General features: G+C 73.1%; 21 protein-coding genes. 10 read left to right on the forward strand and 11 right to left on the reverse strand.

What is annotated here, in order from left to right:
* Positions 1-63 precede the first annotated feature (63 nt).
* Together ASG49_RS17650 and ASG49_RS17655 are read left to right on the forward strand one after the other, a co-directional pair.
* Complete coding sequence (locus tag ASG49_RS17650; RefSeq protein WP_056544594.1) at positions 64-735, forward strand: metallophosphoesterase; 672 nt, start codon at positions 64-66, stop codon at positions 733-735.
* A 20-nt stretch (positions 736-755) separates the two neighbouring features.
* Positions 756-1,643, forward strand: a complete 888-nt coding sequence (locus ASG49_RS17655) for a ParB/RepB/Spo0J family partition protein (protein WP_056544597.1) — start codon at positions 756-758, stop codon at positions 1,641-1,643.
* Between the two features lie 51 nt (positions 1,644-1,694).
* Here the strand turns inward: ASG49_RS17655 and ASG49_RS17660 are convergent, their stop codons facing one another.
* From ASG49_RS17660 to ASG49_RS17690, 7 genes are all read right to left on the reverse strand, one after another.
* The gene (locus ASG49_RS17660; protein WP_056544600.1) at positions 1,695-2,885 is read right to left on the reverse strand and encodes an ABC transporter ATP-binding protein; all 1,191 of its coding nucleotides are present in this window, start codon (positions 2,883-2,885) and stop codon (positions 1,695-1,697) included.
* 30 nt (positions 2,886-2,915) lie between these two features.
* Entirely contained in the window at positions 2,916-3,755 is an 840-nt protein-coding gene (locus ASG49_RS17665; protein WP_056544603.1) for a carbohydrate ABC transporter permease, read from the reverse strand.
* A complete protein-coding gene (locus ASG49_RS17670) occupies positions 3,752-4,681 on the reverse strand; it encodes a carbohydrate ABC transporter permease (protein WP_156384410.1) in 930 nt (309 codons plus the stop codon). The genes ASG49_RS17665 and ASG49_RS17670 overlap by 4 nt, the downstream gene beginning before the upstream one ends.
* On the reverse strand, positions 4,678-5,946 hold the full coding sequence (locus ASG49_RS17675; protein ID WP_056544606.1) for an ABC transporter substrate-binding protein: 1,269 nt from the start codon (positions 5,944-5,946) through the stop codon (positions 4,678-4,680). The genes ASG49_RS17670 and ASG49_RS17675 overlap by 4 nt, the downstream gene beginning before the upstream one ends.
* A gap of 81 nt (positions 5,947-6,027) precedes the next feature.
* The gene (locus ASG49_RS17680) at positions 6,028-7,722 is read right to left on the reverse strand and encodes a glycoside hydrolase family 13 protein (RefSeq protein WP_056545064.1); all 1,695 of its coding nucleotides are present in this window, start codon (positions 7,720-7,722) and stop codon (positions 6,028-6,030) included.
* Positions 7,719-8,255: a DUF1697 domain-containing protein gene (locus ASG49_RS17685; protein ID WP_056544609.1), complete on the reverse strand. Its 537-nt coding sequence runs from the start codon at positions 8,253-8,255 to the stop codon at positions 7,719-7,721. Before ASG49_RS17685 ends, ASG49_RS17680 begins: the two co-directional genes overlap by 4 nt.
* A complete protein-coding gene (locus ASG49_RS17690) occupies positions 8,252-9,454 on the reverse strand; it encodes a homogentisate 1,2-dioxygenase (RefSeq protein ID WP_056544611.1) in 1,203 nt (400 codons plus the stop codon). Before ASG49_RS17690 ends, ASG49_RS17685 begins: the two co-directional genes overlap by 4 nt.
* A gap of 36 nt (positions 9,455-9,490) precedes the next feature.
* On the opposite strand from ASG49_RS17690, the gene ASG49_RS17695 reads away from it, so the two are divergent.
* The 7 genes from ASG49_RS17695 to ASG49_RS17725 all read left to right on the forward strand — a co-directional run bounded on the left by ASG49_RS17695 (position 9,491) and on the right by ASG49_RS17725 (position 14,659).
* Positions 9,491-10,252 (forward strand): hypothetical protein, encoded by a 762-nt coding sequence (locus tag ASG49_RS17695; RefSeq protein WP_056544614.1) that lies wholly within the window; start codon positions 9,491-9,493, stop codon positions 10,250-10,252.
* The gene (locus ASG49_RS17700; RefSeq protein WP_056544616.1) at positions 10,249-11,400 is read left to right on the forward strand and encodes a fumarylacetoacetate hydrolase family protein; all 1,152 of its coding nucleotides are present in this window, start codon (positions 10,249-10,251) and stop codon (positions 11,398-11,400) included. The genes ASG49_RS17695 and ASG49_RS17700 overlap by 4 nt, the downstream gene beginning before the upstream one ends.
* Positions 11,401-11,620: 220 nt before the next feature.
* Positions 11,621-12,556: an NAD(P)-dependent oxidoreductase gene (locus tag ASG49_RS17705; protein ID WP_056544618.1), complete on the forward strand. Its 936-nt coding sequence runs from the start codon at positions 11,621-11,623 to the stop codon at positions 12,554-12,556.
* Complete coding sequence (locus tag ASG49_RS17710) at positions 12,553-12,924, forward strand: VOC family protein (protein ID WP_200936373.1); 372 nt, start codon at positions 12,553-12,555, stop codon at positions 12,922-12,924. Before ASG49_RS17705 ends, ASG49_RS17710 begins: the two co-directional genes overlap by 4 nt.
* Positions 12,925-13,019: 95 nt before the next feature.
* The gene (locus tag ASG49_RS17715; RefSeq protein ID WP_156384411.1) at positions 13,020-13,682 is read left to right on the forward strand and encodes a hypothetical protein; all 663 of its coding nucleotides are present in this window, start codon (positions 13,020-13,022) and stop codon (positions 13,680-13,682) included.
* 17 nt (positions 13,683-13,699) lie between these two features.
* Positions 13,700-13,906 (forward strand): hypothetical protein, encoded by a 207-nt coding sequence (locus ASG49_RS17720; RefSeq protein ID WP_056544624.1) that lies wholly within the window; start codon positions 13,700-13,702, stop codon positions 13,904-13,906.
* Positions 13,907-14,014: 108 nt separating this feature from the next.
* Positions 14,015-14,659 carry a hypothetical protein gene (locus ASG49_RS17725; RefSeq protein WP_056544627.1) on the forward strand — a complete coding sequence of 215 codons (645 nt, stop codon included), beginning with the start codon at positions 14,015-14,017 and terminating at the stop codon, positions 14,657-14,659.
* 26 nt (positions 14,660-14,685) lie between these two features.
* Here the strand turns inward: ASG49_RS17725 and ASG49_RS17730 are convergent, their stop codons facing one another.
* Positions 14,686-15,144 (reverse strand): hypothetical protein, encoded by a 459-nt coding sequence (locus ASG49_RS17730; RefSeq protein ID WP_056544630.1) that lies wholly within the window; start codon positions 15,142-15,144, stop codon positions 14,686-14,688.
* Positions 15,145-15,260: 116 nt separating this feature from the next.
* On the opposite strand from ASG49_RS17730, the gene ASG49_RS17735 reads away from it, so the two are divergent.
* Positions 15,261-15,560 (forward strand): DUF1905 domain-containing protein, encoded by a 300-nt coding sequence (locus ASG49_RS17735; RefSeq protein ID WP_056544633.1) that lies wholly within the window; start codon positions 15,261-15,263, stop codon positions 15,558-15,560.
* 1 nt (position 15,561) lies between these two features.
* Here ASG49_RS17735 and ASG49_RS17740 read toward each other — a convergent pair whose 3' ends face one another.
* The 3 genes from ASG49_RS17740 to ASG49_RS17750 form a co-directional block, all read right to left on the reverse strand.
* Entirely contained in the window at positions 15,562-16,116 is a 555-nt protein-coding gene (locus tag ASG49_RS17740; RefSeq protein WP_056544636.1) for a hypothetical protein, read from the reverse strand.
* An 89-nt stretch (positions 16,117-16,205) separates the two neighbouring features.
* Positions 16,206-17,192: a phytanoyl-CoA dioxygenase family protein gene (locus ASG49_RS17745; protein ID WP_056544640.1), complete on the reverse strand. Its 987-nt coding sequence runs from the start codon at positions 17,190-17,192 to the stop codon at positions 16,206-16,208.
* A complete protein-coding gene (locus tag ASG49_RS17750) occupies positions 17,183-17,995 on the reverse strand; it encodes a bifunctional 2-polyprenyl-6-hydroxyphenol methylase/3-demethylubiquinol 3-O-methyltransferase UbiG (RefSeq protein WP_056544643.1) in 813 nt (270 codons plus the stop codon). Before ASG49_RS17750 ends, ASG49_RS17745 begins: the two co-directional genes overlap by 10 nt.
* Between the last annotated feature and the right edge of the window lie 31 nt (positions 17,996-18,026).

The following is an 18,026-nucleotide window of genomic DNA, read 5'->3' on the forward strand; positions in this document are numbered from 1 at the left end:
TGTGCCCCCGGGCGCCCACCGAGGCGTGTGCGTGACGCGCGCCACGCCGGTAGTGTCCGGGTGATGGTCACCACCCTGGTCGTCGCCGACGAGATCGCGTCGAACCTGCAGGACCACACCCTGCGGGACATCGCGCCGGGTCTCGTCCTGTCCGCGGGCGACCTGCCGTGGGACTACCTGGAGTGGATCGCCTCCACCGTCAGCTGCCCGGTCGTCTTCGTGCCTGGCAACCACGACCCCGAGGTCAGCCGGGCGCGCGAGTCGCGCAACGGCACCTGGACCCTCGACGGCCGCTGGGCCGACTCCCCGCGTCCGGCCGGCGTGATCCACGCCGACCAGGAGGTCGTGGAGGTCGCCGGGCTCCGCGTCGCCGGGCTCGGCGGCTGCGTGAAGTACCGCCCCGGCCCGCACCAGTACACCCAGCGCCAGTTCAACGGTCGGGCGTCCCGGCTGGTGCGCAAGGCCCGGCGCCGCGGCCCGGTCGACGTGCTGCTCACCCATGCGCCGCCGTTCGGACTCGGCGACGAGGACGACGGCCCGCACGTCGGGATCGAGGCCCTGCACGGCGTGCTGGAGCGGCTGGAGCCGACCTGGCACCTGCACGGCCACATCCACCCGTTCGGGATGCCCAAGCCCGACCGCACCGTGGGGCGTACGACGGTCCGCAACGTCATCCCCTGGCGCGTAATCGACATCACCGCTCGCAGCGGCTCGATCGCGACGCGGTCGGCCTGAGGACGGGGGATGATGGAGCCATGGTGAGAGACACCGGCTCCCCCCGCGCCGATGCCGAGAACGACTTCCTGCGCGCCCGCAGGCACCAGACCCTGTCCCAGCTGGCCGGGTGGCTGCGCGCCGACACCGAGTCGGCCAAGGAGAGCCTGTCGTTCTCCGAGGTCGTCAAGGCGCTCGGTCGTCGCGGCGAGCACTCGCTCGGCATCCAGGTGATCCCGCTCGACCGGATCGTCGGGTCGGTCGACAAGGTCCGCGACTTCGACCGCCGCTTCCGGCCCACCACCGACAAGAGCCGGCAGCGCTGGGAGCAGATCGCCCGCAAGACCCGCGAGGGCCACTACTTCCCGCCGATCGACGTCTACAAGCTCGGCAACCTCTACTTCGTGCGCGACGGCCACCACCGCGTCTCCGTCGCCCGCTCGCTCGGGACCCGCGAGATCGAGGCGATGGTCACCGAGATCGAGACCGTCATCGACACCGAGGGCATCGGCGGCCGCCGCGACCTCGACGGCAAGAACTGGGGCCTGCGGTTCCTCAAGCGGGTGCCGCTCACCGGTCACCGCCGCGCCGAGATCAACTGCACCCGCCCCGACGACTACCACCGGCTCGCCGAGATGGTCGAGGCCTGGGCCTGCCGGCTGATGCACGCCGAGCGCGCCTACTTCGACGAGGAGACGATGGCGCGACGCTGGTTCGACGAGGAGTACACCCCCGTCGTGCAGATGATCGACGACGCCGGGGTCCGCGGGCCGCTGGAGACCGGTGCCGACGCCTACATCCGCGTCGCCGGGGAGCGCTACCGCCTGATCCGCGAGCACGCCTGGAACACCGAGGTCCTGCAGATGATCCGCGACCAGCAGCAGCGCGCCCGGCGGCGGTCCAGCCCCGGCGGGGCCGTCCGCGCCTGAACGACGTCCGACCCGGCGCCGGCCCGGGCTGAGCCCCGGGCCGGACCCGGATCAGCTCGCAGCGCCCGCCCGCTCGTGCGACTCGTGGGTGAGGTTCTCACCGGTCTCGCCGTCGAAGACGTGCATCTTCGCGGTGTCGACCCACAGCCGCGCCTGCTGGCCCGACCGCACGTTGGCGGCCGCGTCGAGGCGGGCGTTGACCTGCGTGCCCTCGCCGTGCATGTCCTGCCCGGTGTCGGCGGCGAGGTCGTCGAGGTCGCGCGAGGTCGCGGTCGAGCCGCGGACGCTGAAGTAGGCGTAGACGTCGGAGCCCATCGACTCGACCAGGTCGACCGGCACCTCGAAGGTCGAGCCCGGCTTGTCGCCGACCAGGGCGGCGTCCTCGAAGTGCTCGGGCCGGATGCCCACGATGACCTCGCGGCCCTTGCTGCGCTCGACGGCGCGACGGATCCGGTCGGGCATCTGCAGCTGGCCGAGCCCGGTGGCGAGCGCCTCACCCTCGATGGTCGCGGGCAGGAAGTTCATCGACGGGCTGCCGATGAAGCCGGCGACGAAGAGGTTGCGGGGCTGCTCGTAGAGCTCGGTAGGTGAGCCGACCTGCTGCACGATCCCGCCGCGCATCACCACGACGCGGTCGCCGAGCGTCATCGCCTCGGTCTGGTCGTGGGTGACGTAGAGGGTCGTGGTGCCGAGCGTCTTCTGGATCCGCGAGACCTGGGTGCGCATCTGCACCCGCAGCTTGGCGTCGAGGTTGGACAGCGGCTCGTCCATCAGGAACGCCTTGGGGCTGCGCACGATCGCGCGGCCCATCGCGACCCGCTGGCGCTGGCCGCCGGAGAGGTTGGCCGGCTTGCGGTCGAGGTGCTGGGTCAGCTCGAGCATCGTCGCAGCCTCGTCGACCTTGCTCTTGATGGTGGCCTTGTCGACGCCCGCGAGGGTCAGCGGGAACGCCATGTTCTCGCCCACCGTCATGTGCGGGTAGAGCGCGTAGGACTGGAACACCATCGCGATGTCGCGGTCCTTGGGCGCCTTGTCGTTGACCATCTTGCCGTCGATGCGCAGCTCGCCCTGGGTGATGTCCTCGAGCCCCGCGACCATGTTGAGGGTCGTGGACTTCCCGCAGCCCGAGGGGCCGACCAGGATGATGAACTCACCGTCGGCGATGGTCAGGTTGAAGTCGTCGACGGCCAGGGCCCCGTCGGGGTAGCGCTTGACGACGTGGTCCAGGACGATTTCAGCCACGGGGTGCTCCTTTGTTGGTGGTCGCGGGCCTCAGCCCTTGACCGCTCCGGACGTGAGGCCGGCGACGATCCGCCGCTGGAAGAACAGGACGAAGATGACGATCGGGATGGTGATGATCACCGCGGCGGCCGCCACCGCGGCAACCGGCTTCTCGAACGTCGTGGCGCCGGTGAAGTAGGACATCGCCGCCGGCACCGTGCGGGCGCTGTTGGTCGAGGTCAGCGAGATCGCGAACAGGAAGTCGTTCCAGCAGGCGATGAAGACCAGGATCGCGGTGGTGAAGACCCCGGGCATGGCCAGCGGTGCGATCACCTTGCGGAAGGCCTGGTACGGCGTGGCGCCGTCCATCTTCGCGGCCTTCTCCAGCTCCCACGGGATCTCCCGGAAGAACGCCGAGAGGGTGTAGATCGCCAGCGGGAGCGCGAAGGTGATGTAGGGCAGGATCAGACCGAGCCAGGTGTCGAAGATGCCGATCGCGGTCTCGATCTTGAACAGCGGCGTCACCAGCGCGATCTGCGGGAACATCGAGATCAGCAGCGACATCGCCACGATGGTCCGCTTGCCGGGGAACTCCAGCCGGGCGATGGCGTACGCCGCCATGGTGCCCAGCAGCAGCGCCACGAAGGTCGCGATCACGCAGATGCCGATGGAGTTGATCAGCGCCCGCACGAAGTCCTCGTTGGCGAAGATCTCGCTGTAGGCCTCCCCCGTGGGCTTGCGGACCAGGAAGTTGCCGTCGTTGAGGGTGTCGTCGCCCTTGAGCGAGAGCGACACGATCCAGATGACGGGGATGAAGGCGTAGAGCAGCACGACGAGGTCGACGGCGGCCCAGCCGGCCTTCTTGGCCGGGGTGGCGGTGGCGGCGCTCATCGGTGCTCCCCCTGTCCGGGTGCGGCTGCTCCGAAGAGCTTGACGAAGACCATCGCGATGACGGCGATGGTGAGGAAGATCAGCACCGCCATCGTCGAACCGATGCCGAGGTTGAGGCCGCGGATCAGGTTGTTGTAGGCGACCATCGAGACCGACGAGGTGTCGTTGGACCCCCCTGTCAGCACGAAGATGTTGTCGAAGACGCGGAACGCGTCGAGGGTGCGGAACAGCAGCGCCACCAGGATCGAGGGCTTGATCAGCGGCACCGTCACCTTCCAGAACCGCTGCCACGCGGTCGCGCCGTCCATGGAGGCGGCCTTGAGGAGGTCCTCGGGCACCAGCGCCAGGCCCGCCATCAGCAGCAGCGCCATGAAGGGCACCGTCTTCCAGACCTCGGCCAGGATGATGATCCAGATCGAGGACCAGCGGTCGGTCAGCGGCGCGGCGTCACCGGCCAGCCAGCCGATGTCCTGGGTCCAGGCGAACCGCCAGGAGAACGCCGCGACGACCGTGACGATGGCGTAGGGCACCAGGGCCGACGTACGGACCAGGCCGCGGCCGACCAGGGTCCGGTGCATCACGACGGCGAGCATCATGCCGAAGACCAGCTCGAGGAACGCGCTGATGACGGTGATGAACATCGTCAGGCCGAAGGCCGTCCACCAGATCGGGCTCGTCAGCACCGTGACGTAGTTGGAGAACCCGACGAACTCGTTCTGCCCGGGCAGTCGCAGGTCGGCACGGAAGAACGAGAGGTAGACCGCGTAGAGGATCGGGTACGCCGTGACGGCGAGCATGAACACGACGGCCGGCGCGCACAGCAGCATCCCCAGCTTGCGCTCGGCCCGCTTGCCCTCGCTGGCCCGCTTCTTGGCGATCTCCACCGCCTCGTCGGCGCCGGTCGGCTGCTGCAGGGTCGTGCTCACGGCAGGATCCCCTTCCCGTCGATGGCGTCCTGGATCGCCGACCTCAGCTGCTCGGCCGTCTCCTCGGGCTGGATCTGGCTGGGCGGCGAGAGGGTGCTCGAGACGATGGTCGAGATGTTCTGGTAGAGCGGCGTGATCGGCCGCGGGACGGCCGTCTCGAGCTCGTTGAGCATCTCCGGGCCCATCGGGTAGGCCTCCTTGAACTCCGCCTCCTCGTAGACGCTGGGCGCGACCGGCGGGTCGCCGGACTCCAGCGAGGTCTCGAGCTGGTGCTCGGGGGTGCGCAGGCACATCGCGGCGTCGAAGGTCTCCTCCGGGTGCCGGGAGTACGTGCTCACGGCGTAGTTCATGCCGCCGAGCGTGGCCCGGGGCTTCTCGCCCTCGGCGAACTCGGGGAGCTCGGAGTAGCCGAGGTCGTTCGCGACGTCCTCGTTGGCGGCCTTCATCGCCGAGAGCACGTAGGGCCAGTTCATGATGAACGCGGCCTGCTCGTTCTGCATCTGGGCGAAGATCTCGGGCTCCTGGCTGTTGGACAGCGAGGCGCTCGCGACGCCGCTGTCGGCCAGGCCCTTGAGGATCTCCAGCGCCCGGACCGTCTTCTCGTCGACGGTCACCTCGGTGCTGTCCTCGTTGACCAGGGTGCCGCCGAGCGAGGACAGGATGGTGTTGAAGGCCACGACGTAGCCCTCGTACTGAGCGGCGGTGATGCCGACGACGTAGGGCTTGTCCTCGTCCTTGAGCGCCTTGGCCTGCTCGATCACGCCGTCCCAGGTGGTGGGCGGGTCGGGCACCAGCGACTTGCGAAACCACAGCAGCTGCACGTTGGTGTGCTTGGGGACGCCGTAGAGCTTGTCCTCCCACATCGCGGTGTCGATGGTGGGCTGCAGGGTGTCCTTCGTGGCGACGTCGGCCTGCTCCGGGGTCAGCTCACGGATCCAGCCGGCCTCGGCGAACTCCGCCGTCCAGGTGACGTCCATGCCGAGCAGGTCGAGGCTGTCGTCACCGGCGGCGAGGCGCCGCACGAGCTGCTCGCGCTGGCCGTCGGCGTCGCTGGGCAGCAGGTTGCCGACGATGCGGTACTTGCCGTCGGCCTGCTCGTTGCAGTCCGCGATGATCTTGTCGAACCCGGCGGCGGAGGCCCCGCCGTACAGGTTGACGACGGGTACGCCGCCGTCGTCACCCCCGCAGGCGGACAGCAGTCCGCACGCGAGGACCCCCGTGCCGGCCGCTCCCAGCAGGCGTCGTAACCGTGGACGTGGTGGCATCGGCTGCTCCTCGATCCTCCCCCGCCCGGACGAGTGGGTCGCGCTGCGGCGTGACCTGGATCACAACGGGGACTCAGCAACCTAGTGCGGCGACCGGCCCTCCACAAGCATCCAGACGGTGCTGTCGCCCGGGAGTGACGAAGCCGTGACCTCGTCGGAGGGGGCGGAGGACACCAGCACCTCGCCGGCCGGGAGCCCCACCGGCTCGCCGCCGACGTTGGTCACCACGCGCACCGTCGGAGCGCCGGGAGCCGTGAGGTCGAAGGCCAGGACGTGGTCGGGGTCGCCCGCGTCCTCGAGCCACGACAGCTCACGCACGCCGAGCCCGTGCTCGCGGCGCAGCCGCAGCAGGGTGCGGTAGAGCTCGAGGGTCGAGCCGTCGACCCCGGTCTGGCGGTCCACGGCCAGCTCGCCGTACGCCGCGGGCTGCGGGAGCCAGGAGGCCTCCCCCGGCCCGAAGCCGTACGACGGGGCGTCGCCCTGCCACGGCATCGGGACCCGGCAGCCGTCGCGGCCCCACTGGGTCTGCCCGGAGCGGAACCAGGTCGGGTCCTGGCGCACCTCGTCGGGCAGCTCGGTGGCCTCGGGCAGGCCGAGCTCCTCGCCCTGGTAGAGGTACGCCGACCCCGGCAGCGCCAGCATCATGGCGGTCGCCGCCCGGGCGCGACGCAGGCCGAGCCCGGCGTCGGGCTGCGGGTCGCCGGGACCGATGCCGCCCATCCGCGACGGGCCCGGGGTCGGCTCGAAGCCGAGCCGCGAGGCGTGCCGGACGACGTCGTGGTTGGACAGCACCCAGGTCTGCACGGCGCCGTGGGGCGCGACCGCGGCCAGCGAGTCGGTGATCGAGGCCCGCAGCTCGGGCGCGAGCCACGGCGTGACCAGGAACGGGAAGTTGAAGCCCTGGTGGAGCTCGTCGGGACGGACGTAGGCGGCCAGCGCCTCGGCCGGGGTCACCCACGCCTCGGCGCACAGGATCCGATCGGCGTCCTCACCCTCCACTGCGTAGGAGTCGGTGACCTGGCGCCAGCGGCGGTAGATGTCGTGCACGCCGGGCTGGTCCCACATCGGGTGGTCCGACGTACGGCCCACCATCTCGTGGCTGAGCACGGCGTCGTCGGGGAGTCCCTCGGCCTTGACCATGCCGTGGGCGACGTCGATGCGGAAGCCGTCCACGCCGCGGTCGAGCCAGAAGCGCAGGTTGCGCTCCATCTCCTCGCCCACCTCGGGGTTGGTCCAGTCGAAGTCGGGCTGGGTGACGTCGAAGAGGTGGAGGTACCACTGGCCCGGCGACCCGTCGGCCTCGGTGACGCGGGTCCACGCGGGGCCGCCGAAGTTGCTGATCCAGTTGTTGGGCGGTTCGGAGCCGTCGGGCCCCGTGCCGTCGCGGAAGAGGTAGCGCGCGCGCTCGCGGCTGCCGGGAGCCGCGGCCAGCGCCTGCTGGAACCACACGTGGTCGCTGGAGGAGTGGTTGGGCACGATGTCGACGATGATCCGCAGGCCCAGCTCGTGGGCGCGGGCGATCATCGCGTCGGCGTCGGCCAGGGTGCCGAAGCGCGGGTCGACGTCGCGGTAGTCGGCGACGTCGTAGCCCGCGTCGTGCTGCGGCGAGGTGTAGAAGGGCGAGAGCCAGATCGCGTCGACGCCGAGGTCGCGCAGGTGCGGCAGCCGCGAGGTGATGCCCGGCAGGTCACCCATGCCGTCGCCGTCGGCGTCGGCCCAGGAGCGCGGGTAGACCTGGTAGATGACGGCGTGCCGCCACCACTGCTGGGAGCTCATCGGGACCACTTCTCGGAGAGGGTGCGGAGGACGGTGAGGTTGCGGTTGGTCGAGACCCCGAACGCCCGGTTCACGGCGGCCCGCGGCGGCTTCGCCTCACCGAACGCGACATCGTAGAGGAGGTGGACGGCCCGTTCCCGCACCAGGGCCCGGGCCCCGGGGACGCCCCCCTCGATGAGCGCCGCGGCGGCTGCGTCGGGCTGCGAGGCCAGCAGCTCGACGTACTGCCGCCAGGCGGGGTCGCCGTGCTCGGCCCGCACCACGTCGGCGTCCGCGACCACCTGCGCCAGCTCGGCCGGGCTCAGCAGCACGACCGGGACCTCGAACCCGCGGTCGGCCAGCATCGCCGCCTCGAGCGCCGCCGCGACGCGCTCCCGGCTGCGCAGCCGGGTGCGGACCCGCACGTTGCCGGTCTGGATGTGGGTCTCGACCTCCTCGAACCCGGCCGCGGTGAGGGCGGCGCGCAGCTCGGCCATGGGGTACTGCCGCTTGCCGACGTTGACCGCCCGGAGGAACGCGATCCAGGTGCTCACGCGGGGCCGCGCCCCGCCCAGGTCCAGGCGTACGCCGGGTCCTCCACCGCCAGCGCGAGCTCGCCCAGCTCCAGCGGACGGAAGGTGTCGACCATGACGGCGAGCTCGTCGAAGTACTCCGCCCCGATCGAGGCCTCGACCGCGCTGGGCTGCGGTCCGTGGGCGTGGCCGCCGGGGTGCAGCGAGATCGACCCGATCCCGATGCCCGAGCCCTTGCGCGCCTCGTAGTCGCCGCCGACGTAGAACATGACCTCGTCGGAGTCGACGTTGGAGTGGTAGTAGGGCACCGGCACCGACTGCGGGTGGTAGTCGACCTTGCGCGGGCAGAACGCGCAGACCACGAAGCCGCCCGCCTCGAAGACCTGGTGCACCGGCGGCGGCTGGTGGACCTTGCCGGTGATCGGCATGAAGTCCTCGACGTTGAACGTGTAGGGGTAGAGGCAGCCGTCCCAGCCGACCACGTCGAGCGGGTGCGTGGCGTAGGTCAGCCGGCTGCCGACGATCCCGCCCGGCCCGTGGCCGCGGTGCTTGACCAGCACCTCGACGTCGGTGCCCTCGAGCAGCAGCGGCTCGGTGGGGCCGTGCAGGTCGCGCTCGCAGTAGGGCGCGTGCTCGAGCAGCTGGCCGTAGCGGGACAGGTAGCGCTTGGGCGGCGCCACGTGGCTGCTCGACTCGATCGCGTAGAGCCGGCTCTCCTCCGCCGGTACCCAGCGGTGGGTGGTCGCGCGGGGGACGACCACGAAGTCGCCGGTGCGGTAGGCCAGCGCCCCGAACACGGTCTCGACGGTGCCGCTGCCCTGCTCGACGTAGACGCACTCGTCACCGACGGCGTCGCGGTACCACGCCGAGGTCTCCCCCGACACGACGTAGGAGATCCGCACGTCGGCGTTGCCGAGCACCAGCCGCCGCCCGGTCACCGGGTCGCCGCCCCTCTCCTCGGTCGAGCCTGGTGGGACCACGTCGTGCAGCCTGAGGTGCCGGGGCTTGAGCGGGTGGTTGGCCTGCGTCGTGAGGTCGGGCAGGTCCCACACCCGGCTGTCGACGATCGCCGACGGGACGCCGCGGTGGTAGAGCAGCGAGGAGTCGCTGGAGAACCCCTCCTCCCCCATCAGCTCCTCGCAGCGGAGCGCACCCGCCTCGTCGCGGAACGCGGTGTGCCGGGTGCGGGGGACGTCGCCGACGCGACGGTAGTAAGCCACTCCGTCACCCTGCCCCGCGTCCTCTAGCCTCGCAACATGCCTGCCCCGTGGTGCCACGCGCTCCTCGACGACGCCGCGGTGCTGCCACCGCGGGGCCTGTCCCTCGACCGCGCCCTGGAGGCGCACGCGTCGCTGCGCAGCGGCGACCTGGGCGAGGTCGTCGGCGGGGTCGCGGTGACCGACCGCGAGCTGCCCCACCTGCCCCCGGGCGACCTGCCCGTGCACCTGCGGGTGACGGGCGGCGCCGGGATGCTGGAGGCCGCGCTGCGGTCGCTCGTGACGAGCGACCTGGCCGTGCGTCGCGTCGAGATCGCGCTGCGCGACGAGGCCGACCTCGCCCACAACGCCCGTCGCGTCGTGCAGGTGCTCGACGTGACCGAGGCCCCGGAGGATCTCGCGGTCCACGTCGCGCTGCCGGTGCTGACCGGCGAGCCCACGGCGGGGTGGCTGGGCGCGCTCGACGAGCTGGCCGCGCGTGAGCTCGGCGTGCTGCTGGCCCACGCGCCCGGCCCGGGGACCGCCGCCGCGATCGAGGCGGCTCTCGACCGCGAGCTGCCGCTCGCCCTCGTCGGCGACGGCCTCGACGACGCCCTCACCGGGCTGCGCGCGGTGCGGGTCGCGCTCGACGGCGACGGGCCGGCCGCCGTCGCCGCGGCGCTCGGGGACGCCGACGCCGCCGTGGCCTGGGTCCGTGACGACCCGGACGCCGCGCGCCGCACGCGACGATGGTGCGTCTCGGTGGCGGTGCCCGACCTCGCCGTCGCGCTCGACGACCTGTCGGTCCGGGACCTGACGTGAGCCCCGCGCCGACCTGGGTCGAGGGCGCGGCGGGGTCGGGCCACGACGTCGACCACCTCCCGCTCGCCGTGGTCGCCGGGGCCGGTGGGACGCCGTACGTCGGGGTCCGGGTCGGCGACCTGGTGCTCGACCTCGGTCGGCTCACCGGCGACCCCGTGCACGCCGCCCCGTCGCTGGGCCCGTTCCTCGCCCGCGGCCCGGCGCTGTGGGGGAGCACCCGCGCGAGCGTCGTCGAGGCGCTGACCGACCCGGGCCGTCGCGCGGAGGTCGAGCCGCTGCTGACGCCCGTCGCCGACGTCGCGGCGCTGCTGCCGTTCGAGGTCGCCGACTACGTCGACTTCTACTGCTCGCGGCAGCACGCCACCAACGTCGGCCGGCTGTTCCGGCCCGACGCCGCCGACCCGCTCCCCGAGGCCTGGCGCTCGCTGCCGATCGGCTACCACGGCCGCGCCGGGACGGTCGTCGTCTCGGGCACCGACGTGCGGCGGCCCTGGGGTCAGCGGCCGTCGTACGGACCCACGGAGCGGCTCGACCTCGAGGCCGAGCTCGGCTTCGTCGTCGGGGCGCCCTCGGTCCACGGGACGCCGGTGCCGACCACGGCGTTCCGCGACCACGTCTTCGGCGTGACCCTGCTCAACGACTGGTCGGCGCGCGACGTGCAGGCCTTCGAGTACCGCCCGCTGGGGCCGTTCCTCGGCAAGTCCTTCGCGACCTCGATCAGCGGCTGGGTCACCCCGCTCGCCGCGCTGGAGGCCGCCCGCGTCCCGCTCCCCGGGCAGGACCCGCCCCCGCCGGCGCACCTCGCCGTCGCCGAGCCCGCCGGCTACGACGTCGCCGTCGAGGTGGTGGTCGACGGCGACGTGGTCAGCCGCCCGCCGTACGCCGCGACGTACTGGTCCCCCGCGCAGATGCTCGCCCACCTGACCGCGAACGGCGCCTCGCTGCGCACCGGCGACCTCTACGCCAGCGGCACCATCTCCGGCGACGCCCCCGACCAGGTCGGCTCGCTGCTCGAGCTGTTCCGCGGCGAGCGCTTCCTCCCCGACGGCGCCCAGGTCACCCTGCGCGCCACCGCCCCCGGCGCCCTCGGCGGCCGGATCACCCTCGGCGAGGTCACCGGCCGCGTCCTGCCCGCCCTCCCCGCCTGACCCGACGCGACAGCGGCCAGCCGGACCTGGCTCCGGTGCGCACCCGAGCGACGATCAGCTCGACACGGGGCGCGGGCCGGTGAGCGTGGCGCCCGGCCCGGGCCGGACGAACTGATCGTCACTTCGGCGTGGCCGACCCCGTGTCCGTGACCCGCCGGGCAACCGCACGGCCACGCGACCTCCTCCACCACCCGGCCGGGCTGCGTGCTTGGCTGGGGACATGACCGAGTCGAGCAGCACCACGTCCTCCCCTGGCTCCTCCCCCGTCGTCGTGGTCACCGGGGCCAACGGCCTCGTCGGGGCCCGCACCGTCGAGGCCCTCGTCGAGCGGGGCGCGTCGGTGCGTGCGGTCGTACGCCGCGCCGGCACCGCGCCCGACCTCGCCGGCGTCGAGGAGCACGTCGGCGACTTCTTCGACCCCGACCTCGCCGAGACGGTGGTGCAGGGCGCCGACGCCGTGGTCACCACCGTCCACCCGATGGGCTCCGACCTCGAGACCCAGCACCGCATCGCCGTCGAGGGCACGCCCGTCCTGGCCCGGGCCGCCCGCGACGCCGGCGTCACCCGGCTGGTCCACATCTCGACCGCGGCCGTCTACGACCGCTCCCCCGAGGCCGGCGACGTCGACGAGGAGTCCCGGGTGGTGGGCGAGGACGGGGGCGACTACCCCGTGACCAAGCTGGCCACCGACCGCGCGCTCGCCGAGGTCGATGGCCTGACCACGGTGCTGCTGCGGCCCCCGGCCATCCTCGGCGCGGGCGAGACCTCGGTGTGGAACACGCTCCGGCCCGCGCAGGTACGCGACGACGAGTCCGCGCGCAGCACCCAGCCCGACGCCACCTTCCCGTGGGTGCACGTCGACGACCTCGCCGCGGTCGCCGCCGACCTCGCGGCCGGCCGCATCCCCAGCGGCTCCGACCCCGCGACCGGGCCCGTGGAGGGCGGCTGCACCCCGCTCAACGTCACCGGCGAGAAGGCGACCCAGCGCGACTACCTCGGCACCGTCACGGCTGCCCTCGGCGTCGAGCCGACCTGGGAGGACGGCCCGGCCTGGACCGGACGTCTCTCGGCCGACCGTGCCCACGCGTGGGGCTGGAGCCCGCAGGTCGGGCTGACGCAGGCGCTGTCCGAGATCGACGCCGGGCTGCGCGGATGAGCCTCGAGATGCGGCTGGAGCTGATCCCGCTGCCGTGCACCGACGTCGACGCCGCCAAGGCGTTCTACGTCGACCAGCTCGGCTTCAGCCTCGACCACGACGTCGAGCCCGGCAACGGCATGCGCGTGGTGCAGCTGACCCCGCCCGGGTCGGCCTGCTCGATCGTCATCGGCGTCGGGATCAGCGACCCCGAGGCGCCGCGGCTGCGGGGGCTGCACCTCGTGGTCGACGACCTGGACGCCGTACGCCGCACGCTGGTCGAGCGCGAGGTGGAGGTCTCCGACGTGGACGACCTCGGCGGGGTGCTCTACGCCCACTTCGAGGACCCCGACGGCAACGGCTGGACGCTGCAGCAGGTCCCCCGCTGAGCCGGGTCGGGTTCCCGACGGCCCGGTCCGTTCCCCTGAGGCGGGGGCACCTCCGCTGCTAGCGTCGCCGGACGCTCATCACCACGGGGGAACGCATGGGGGCACGACGGACGCGCGCGGTCGGAGCGGTGCTCGCCTGCCTGGCCGCAATGGTCCTCGCCGGGTGCGGGCAGTCGGGGGGCGACGGCGGGTCCGCGGAGGACTCCGGGGCGGCCACGCCGTCCACCAGCGCGTCCACCAGCGCCTCCACCGGCGCCTCCATCGGCGTCGAGGCCGACGGTGCGGCGAGCGTCGACCCCGCCGACCCGGGTGAGGACCTGCTCGACGACGTCGTCCGCGGCGTCGTCATCAAGGGGACCGACCGCAACCTGACGTGGAAGTTCCCGGAGACCTACGAGACGTCGGACGCGCAGCAGGCCTCGTCGCAGGACGAGGACGGCGCGAAGTACGACCTCGCGATCGGCTTCAAGGCCGGCACCGACAGCCGCACCGAGGGCCAGGCGCTGGCGGACCGCGCCGACGCCGACCAGGAGGTCACCGTCGACGAGGTGGAGGTGGGGGGCAAGCCCATCGTCACCACCGCGACGGACAGCACGTCGGGCAGCCTGCGCACCTACTTCTGGTCGCCCGACGGCGTCGACGGCACCTACGCGGTCCTCCTGTTCGCCTACGACACGACCGTGGCCGACACGCCGGGCGAGCGGCTCGACGAGGTCTACCAGACCGTCGGGTCCCTCGACCTCGAGGCAGCACCCTGACGGCCAGCGGCTTCGAGGTGGTCCAGGCCGACATCCGGGCGGCCGCCCGCCCCGTGTGGTCCACGCCCCGGACCCACCCCTCGACCACGGGACGGGTCGCCGCCGTCGGTCTCGCCGTCGGTCTCGCCTCCGCCCTGACCGGGTGCGGCGGCTCCGAGGACGACCGCTCCTCCCCCTCGTCCTCCTCCTCCGCGCCCGTCGCCCCGGTGACGCCGAGCCGGTGAGCCGTCCGGCTGCCTCTCGGTAACGAGCACGACCGGCCCGAAACCCGGGCACGTCGGTCGTGCGGTCGCTACCGTCGTGCTCCGGCCACACACACCCTCGGGGGACGCATGACCCGGATCCACCCACGCCGCCTGCTCGGCGCCGCGACCGCGCTCGTGCTCACGGCCGGCCTCGCCGCCTGCGGCGGTTCGGGCACCGAGGCCGGGGCTGCTCCCGAGGGGAAGCCCGAGGCCGAGTCCGCGTCCCCCTCGCCCCGAGTGCTCGACCCCGACGACGACCTGCTGCAGCGACCGATCCTGGCCAAGGAGTTCCCCGGCACCGGGCTGGACGCGCAGTGGCGCTTCCCCGAGGGCTACACCACCTCGCCCGACCTGCGGATGGCCTCCCTGAGCGCGGACGGGCTCGAGGTCACGATGGGCGTGGGCCTGATCGGCGACAAGGTCCAGCAGGAGGCGTATCAGGACATGCTGGACGAGATCGAGGCGGACGCACCGCCGGAGGCCGACTACCAGCCCGCCGAGGTGGAGGTCGGGGACCTCACGTGGTCCACCGTCACCGGCGGGGACGACGACTCGACCCTGGTGGTCTACCTCGCGAGCCCCGAGGGCCTCGACGTGACCTACCAGCTGGTGTGGCAGGCCTCGGCCGCCCCGGACGACGTGCCGGACCGCCGCACCGAGGAGTTCGAGCAGTTCGTCGGCTCCTTCACCCTCGAGCCCGCCGAGGACGGCATCACCTCCTCGACCGGGTGACGCAGCAGCGCCCGGACCGGTGGGGCTCAGGCGTCGCCGGCGGGCACGAGCGCGGCCAGCACGACGCCGGCGTCCACGTCGCGGAGCAGGTCGGCCCGGGTGACGATGCCGTCCGCGCCCACGGCCGCCTCGGCGAGCAGCACCGCCGCCTGGCCGCCCTTCACGGCGCGGGCGAGCCACGCGTGGTCGAGGGAGTGCAGCGGGATCCGGCTGGCGTCCTCGCCCCCGATCCGCAGCAGCAGCTCGGCACGGGTCCGGCCGGTGCGGGTCAGCAGGCAGCCGTTGGCGGGCTGCAGGTCGAGGTCGTCGGTCTGCGCGACCGGGCGGAACCCGCGCAGCGCGAACAGCTTCTTCATCGCGTCGTGCGCACCGCCGCCCTGCACGACGGGGACGGGCGGGAGCTGGAGCACGAGGAAGTCGGGGCCGGCGTGGGTGGCCCAGCGGACCTCGGGGCGCAGGTCGTCGTCGGGGGGAAGGTCGCTCACGCGTCCAGCCTGTCAGGCGCCGGTCGGGCTCCGGCCCTGGCCCGGCCCGGGGGCGCGCCGCCGGGACGTGGCGCTCGGACTGCCCGTCGTCCCGGGTCCCGGGTGATACTCGTGCGATGGACTTCGAGTTCACCGGCGAGGTCGTGGAGTGGCGCGGCCCGGCGCCGTACTGGTTCCTGCGGGTGCCGGCCGAGGAGACCGAGGACATCAAGCTCGCCGCCAAGGGGCTGGAGTACTGGGGCCAGGTGCCGGTCACGGTCCGCATCCACGGCACGCTCTTCACGACCGCGCTGTTCCCCCGGGACGGCCGCTACCTGGTGCCGCTCAAGGTCGCCGCGCGACGGCTCGCCGGGATCGACGTGGAGACCGACCTCGAGCTCGCCGCCGGGCTCGACGTCGGCCGCACCGACCGCTGACTCAGGTCGCGTCGTACGCCGGGTGGTGGCTGCCGACCTTCTTGGCGAGCGACAGGTGTCCCCCGAGGTAGGCACCCACGCTCGAGACTGTCGCCCCGGCCAGGGCCCAGGCGCGCCCGGCGCGGTGGTCCCCCCGTCGTCGGGCGAGGTACGACGCGGCGTACAGGCCGATCGAGGCCCCGTTGGTGGCCGCGTGGACGAGGCCAACCCGCTGCTCGCGCTGCCCGGTGCCGGACCACTCGGCCCAGCCGGTCCAGGCGGTGGGGCCGGCGAACAGGAGGCCGGTGGCGACGAGTCGCTGGGCCGAACCGGCCGCGCCCGCGCCGCCGACGACGTCGAGCACGCCTGCCGAGGTCCAGCTGCCGAGCACGAGGTTGGTCAGCACCGGGTGCAGCGCGTGGCCGACCTGGTCGCCGCGCAGCACCCGGCCGCGGACCCCGCTGCCGAAGAGCCTCGTGACGTGCGGACGCAGCGCGCCGACCGCTCCGTCGAGGGCGGTGGCGTCCTCCAGGGCCAGGGTGGCGCGGACGAGGGCGGGGCGGTGGTGGGTCGACATGGGGCCTCCTCGGTCGCCCCGGCGCGTCCGGGGTGGTCCCACTGTCGTCCCGTCACGCGGGCCTGACAACACCTCGCCCGGCCGGTGGGTCAGCGCTCGACCCGGCCCACCACGGGGTTCAGCTCGGAGGCGGCGATCCCACCCGGCTCGACACCCGGGAGGAACTCCCGCCAGGTGCCGCTGATCAGCGTGGGCGACTCCACGACGCGGGCGCCGTCGACGAAGTAGGTCGTGGCCAGCGCCCGGCGCGGCTGGGTGGTCAGGTTGGGGCCGGCGGTGTGGAAGCACAGCGCGGAGTGGAACGACACGTCCCCGACGGCGAACGGCTGCGACTCGACCGCGACACCGCGCTCGGCGAAGCGGTCGGCGACGGCGGCGTCGTACGACGTGCCGACCTTGTCGAAGGCGAGGTCGGCCACCTGCTCGCGGACGTCGCGGCCGCGGGCGAACGACAGCGGGCCCATCCGGCCGGGGATCGCCGACATCGGCATCCACGCGGTGACCGCCTGGACCGTCTGGAGCGGGAAGTGCTCGGCGTCGTGGTGCCACGGGGTGCGGCCGCAGCCGGGCTCCTTGGACAGCGCGTTGTCGTGGTAGAGCCGTACGCCGGTCTCGCCCAGCAGCGACGCCGCCAGCCCGCCGAGGCGGGGCGAGAGCGCGACCGCGCGCATCAGGTCGTCGTGCAGCCACATCTGCTCCAGCGCGGTGAACCGGCCGGCCACGTCGTCGCCGTGCTCGGCCCGGAGCAGCACCTCGAGCCGCTCGGCGAGACGGCGCACGACGGCGGGCGAGAGCACGCCCGGCAGCCGCACGAAGGCGTCGCGGGCGAACTGCTCGACGGCGTCGCGCGGCAGGTCGTAGGGCTCGGCCAGCTCGTGCGCCAGCTGCTCGTCCGACGCGGGGTCGACGGGCGGGAGCCCCGGGCCGGCGACCAGGTCGGTCGGGGCCTGCTCGTTGACGGCCAGGGTGACGTACCAGTCCCACCAGTCCTGGTCGTCGCCCGCCCAGTCCTGCTCGAGCCCGCCCTCGCGGTTCTGCGCGGGGAGTCGCTCGTTGACCTCGGGGTTCACAGCCACAGCAGTGCCGCCTCGTGCTCGAAGGTGTAGGAGCCGGCGGAGTCGCGGCAGGAGGCGAGGTAGTCGCCGAGCACCGGCGCCGCCTCCATCTCCTCCAGCGACACCCCGGTGTCGAAGGCGCAGCGTTGCAGGAAGCCCTCCACGACCGCGCGGTCGCCCGTGCCGGTGCGGTAGCGCACCCGCTGCTCGCGCACGTCGGCCCCGGCGCCGGCGAGGGCGTCACGCACCTGCTCCGCGGTGGTGTACGGCGTTGCGTCGCGCACGCCGGCGCGGAACGCGTCGTAGAAGACCAGGTAGTGCGAGGCGGCGGTGGCCTGGGCGACCAGGCCCAGCCCGCCCGGGGCGATCGCGGCGACGAAGCGCTCGGCGGCGGCGTCCAGCTCGGCCGGGGGCAGGGCGTAGAGCGCGTGGGTGGCCCAGACGACGTCGTACGCCGTGTGCTCGGGCGCCAGGTCCTGCAGCGTGGTCACCAGCTCGTGGCGGGCGACGAAGGGCGGGCGGAGCGCTCCCCCGGCCTCCCGCACCGAGAACTCCGAGGGGTCGAGCAGGTCGTAGGCGACGTCGGGCAGCCCGGCCAGGTCGACGTGGCGCAGCAGCGCGGTCGGCCACTTGCCGCTGCCGCAGGCGACGTCGAGCAGCGACCAGCCCTCGTGGGCGCGCTCTGCGAGCAGGGTGCGCCAGTCGGCGGCCAGCGCGAGCTGGCGGTAGTCCTCGGTGGCCAGGGCGTAGAACGCCTCCATGCCGGTGCGCCCCGCCTCGCTCCAGTGCTCGAGGCTGCGTGCGGCGGTGTCGCCGGTGGTCATGGGAGCCCCTCACCCGGTCGTCCGAGAGCGG

The sequence above is a fragment of the Marmoricola sp. Leaf446 genome, assembly GCF_001424755.1.
GTDB lineage: Bacteria > Actinomycetota > Actinomycetes > Propionibacteriales > Nocardioidaceae > Marmoricola.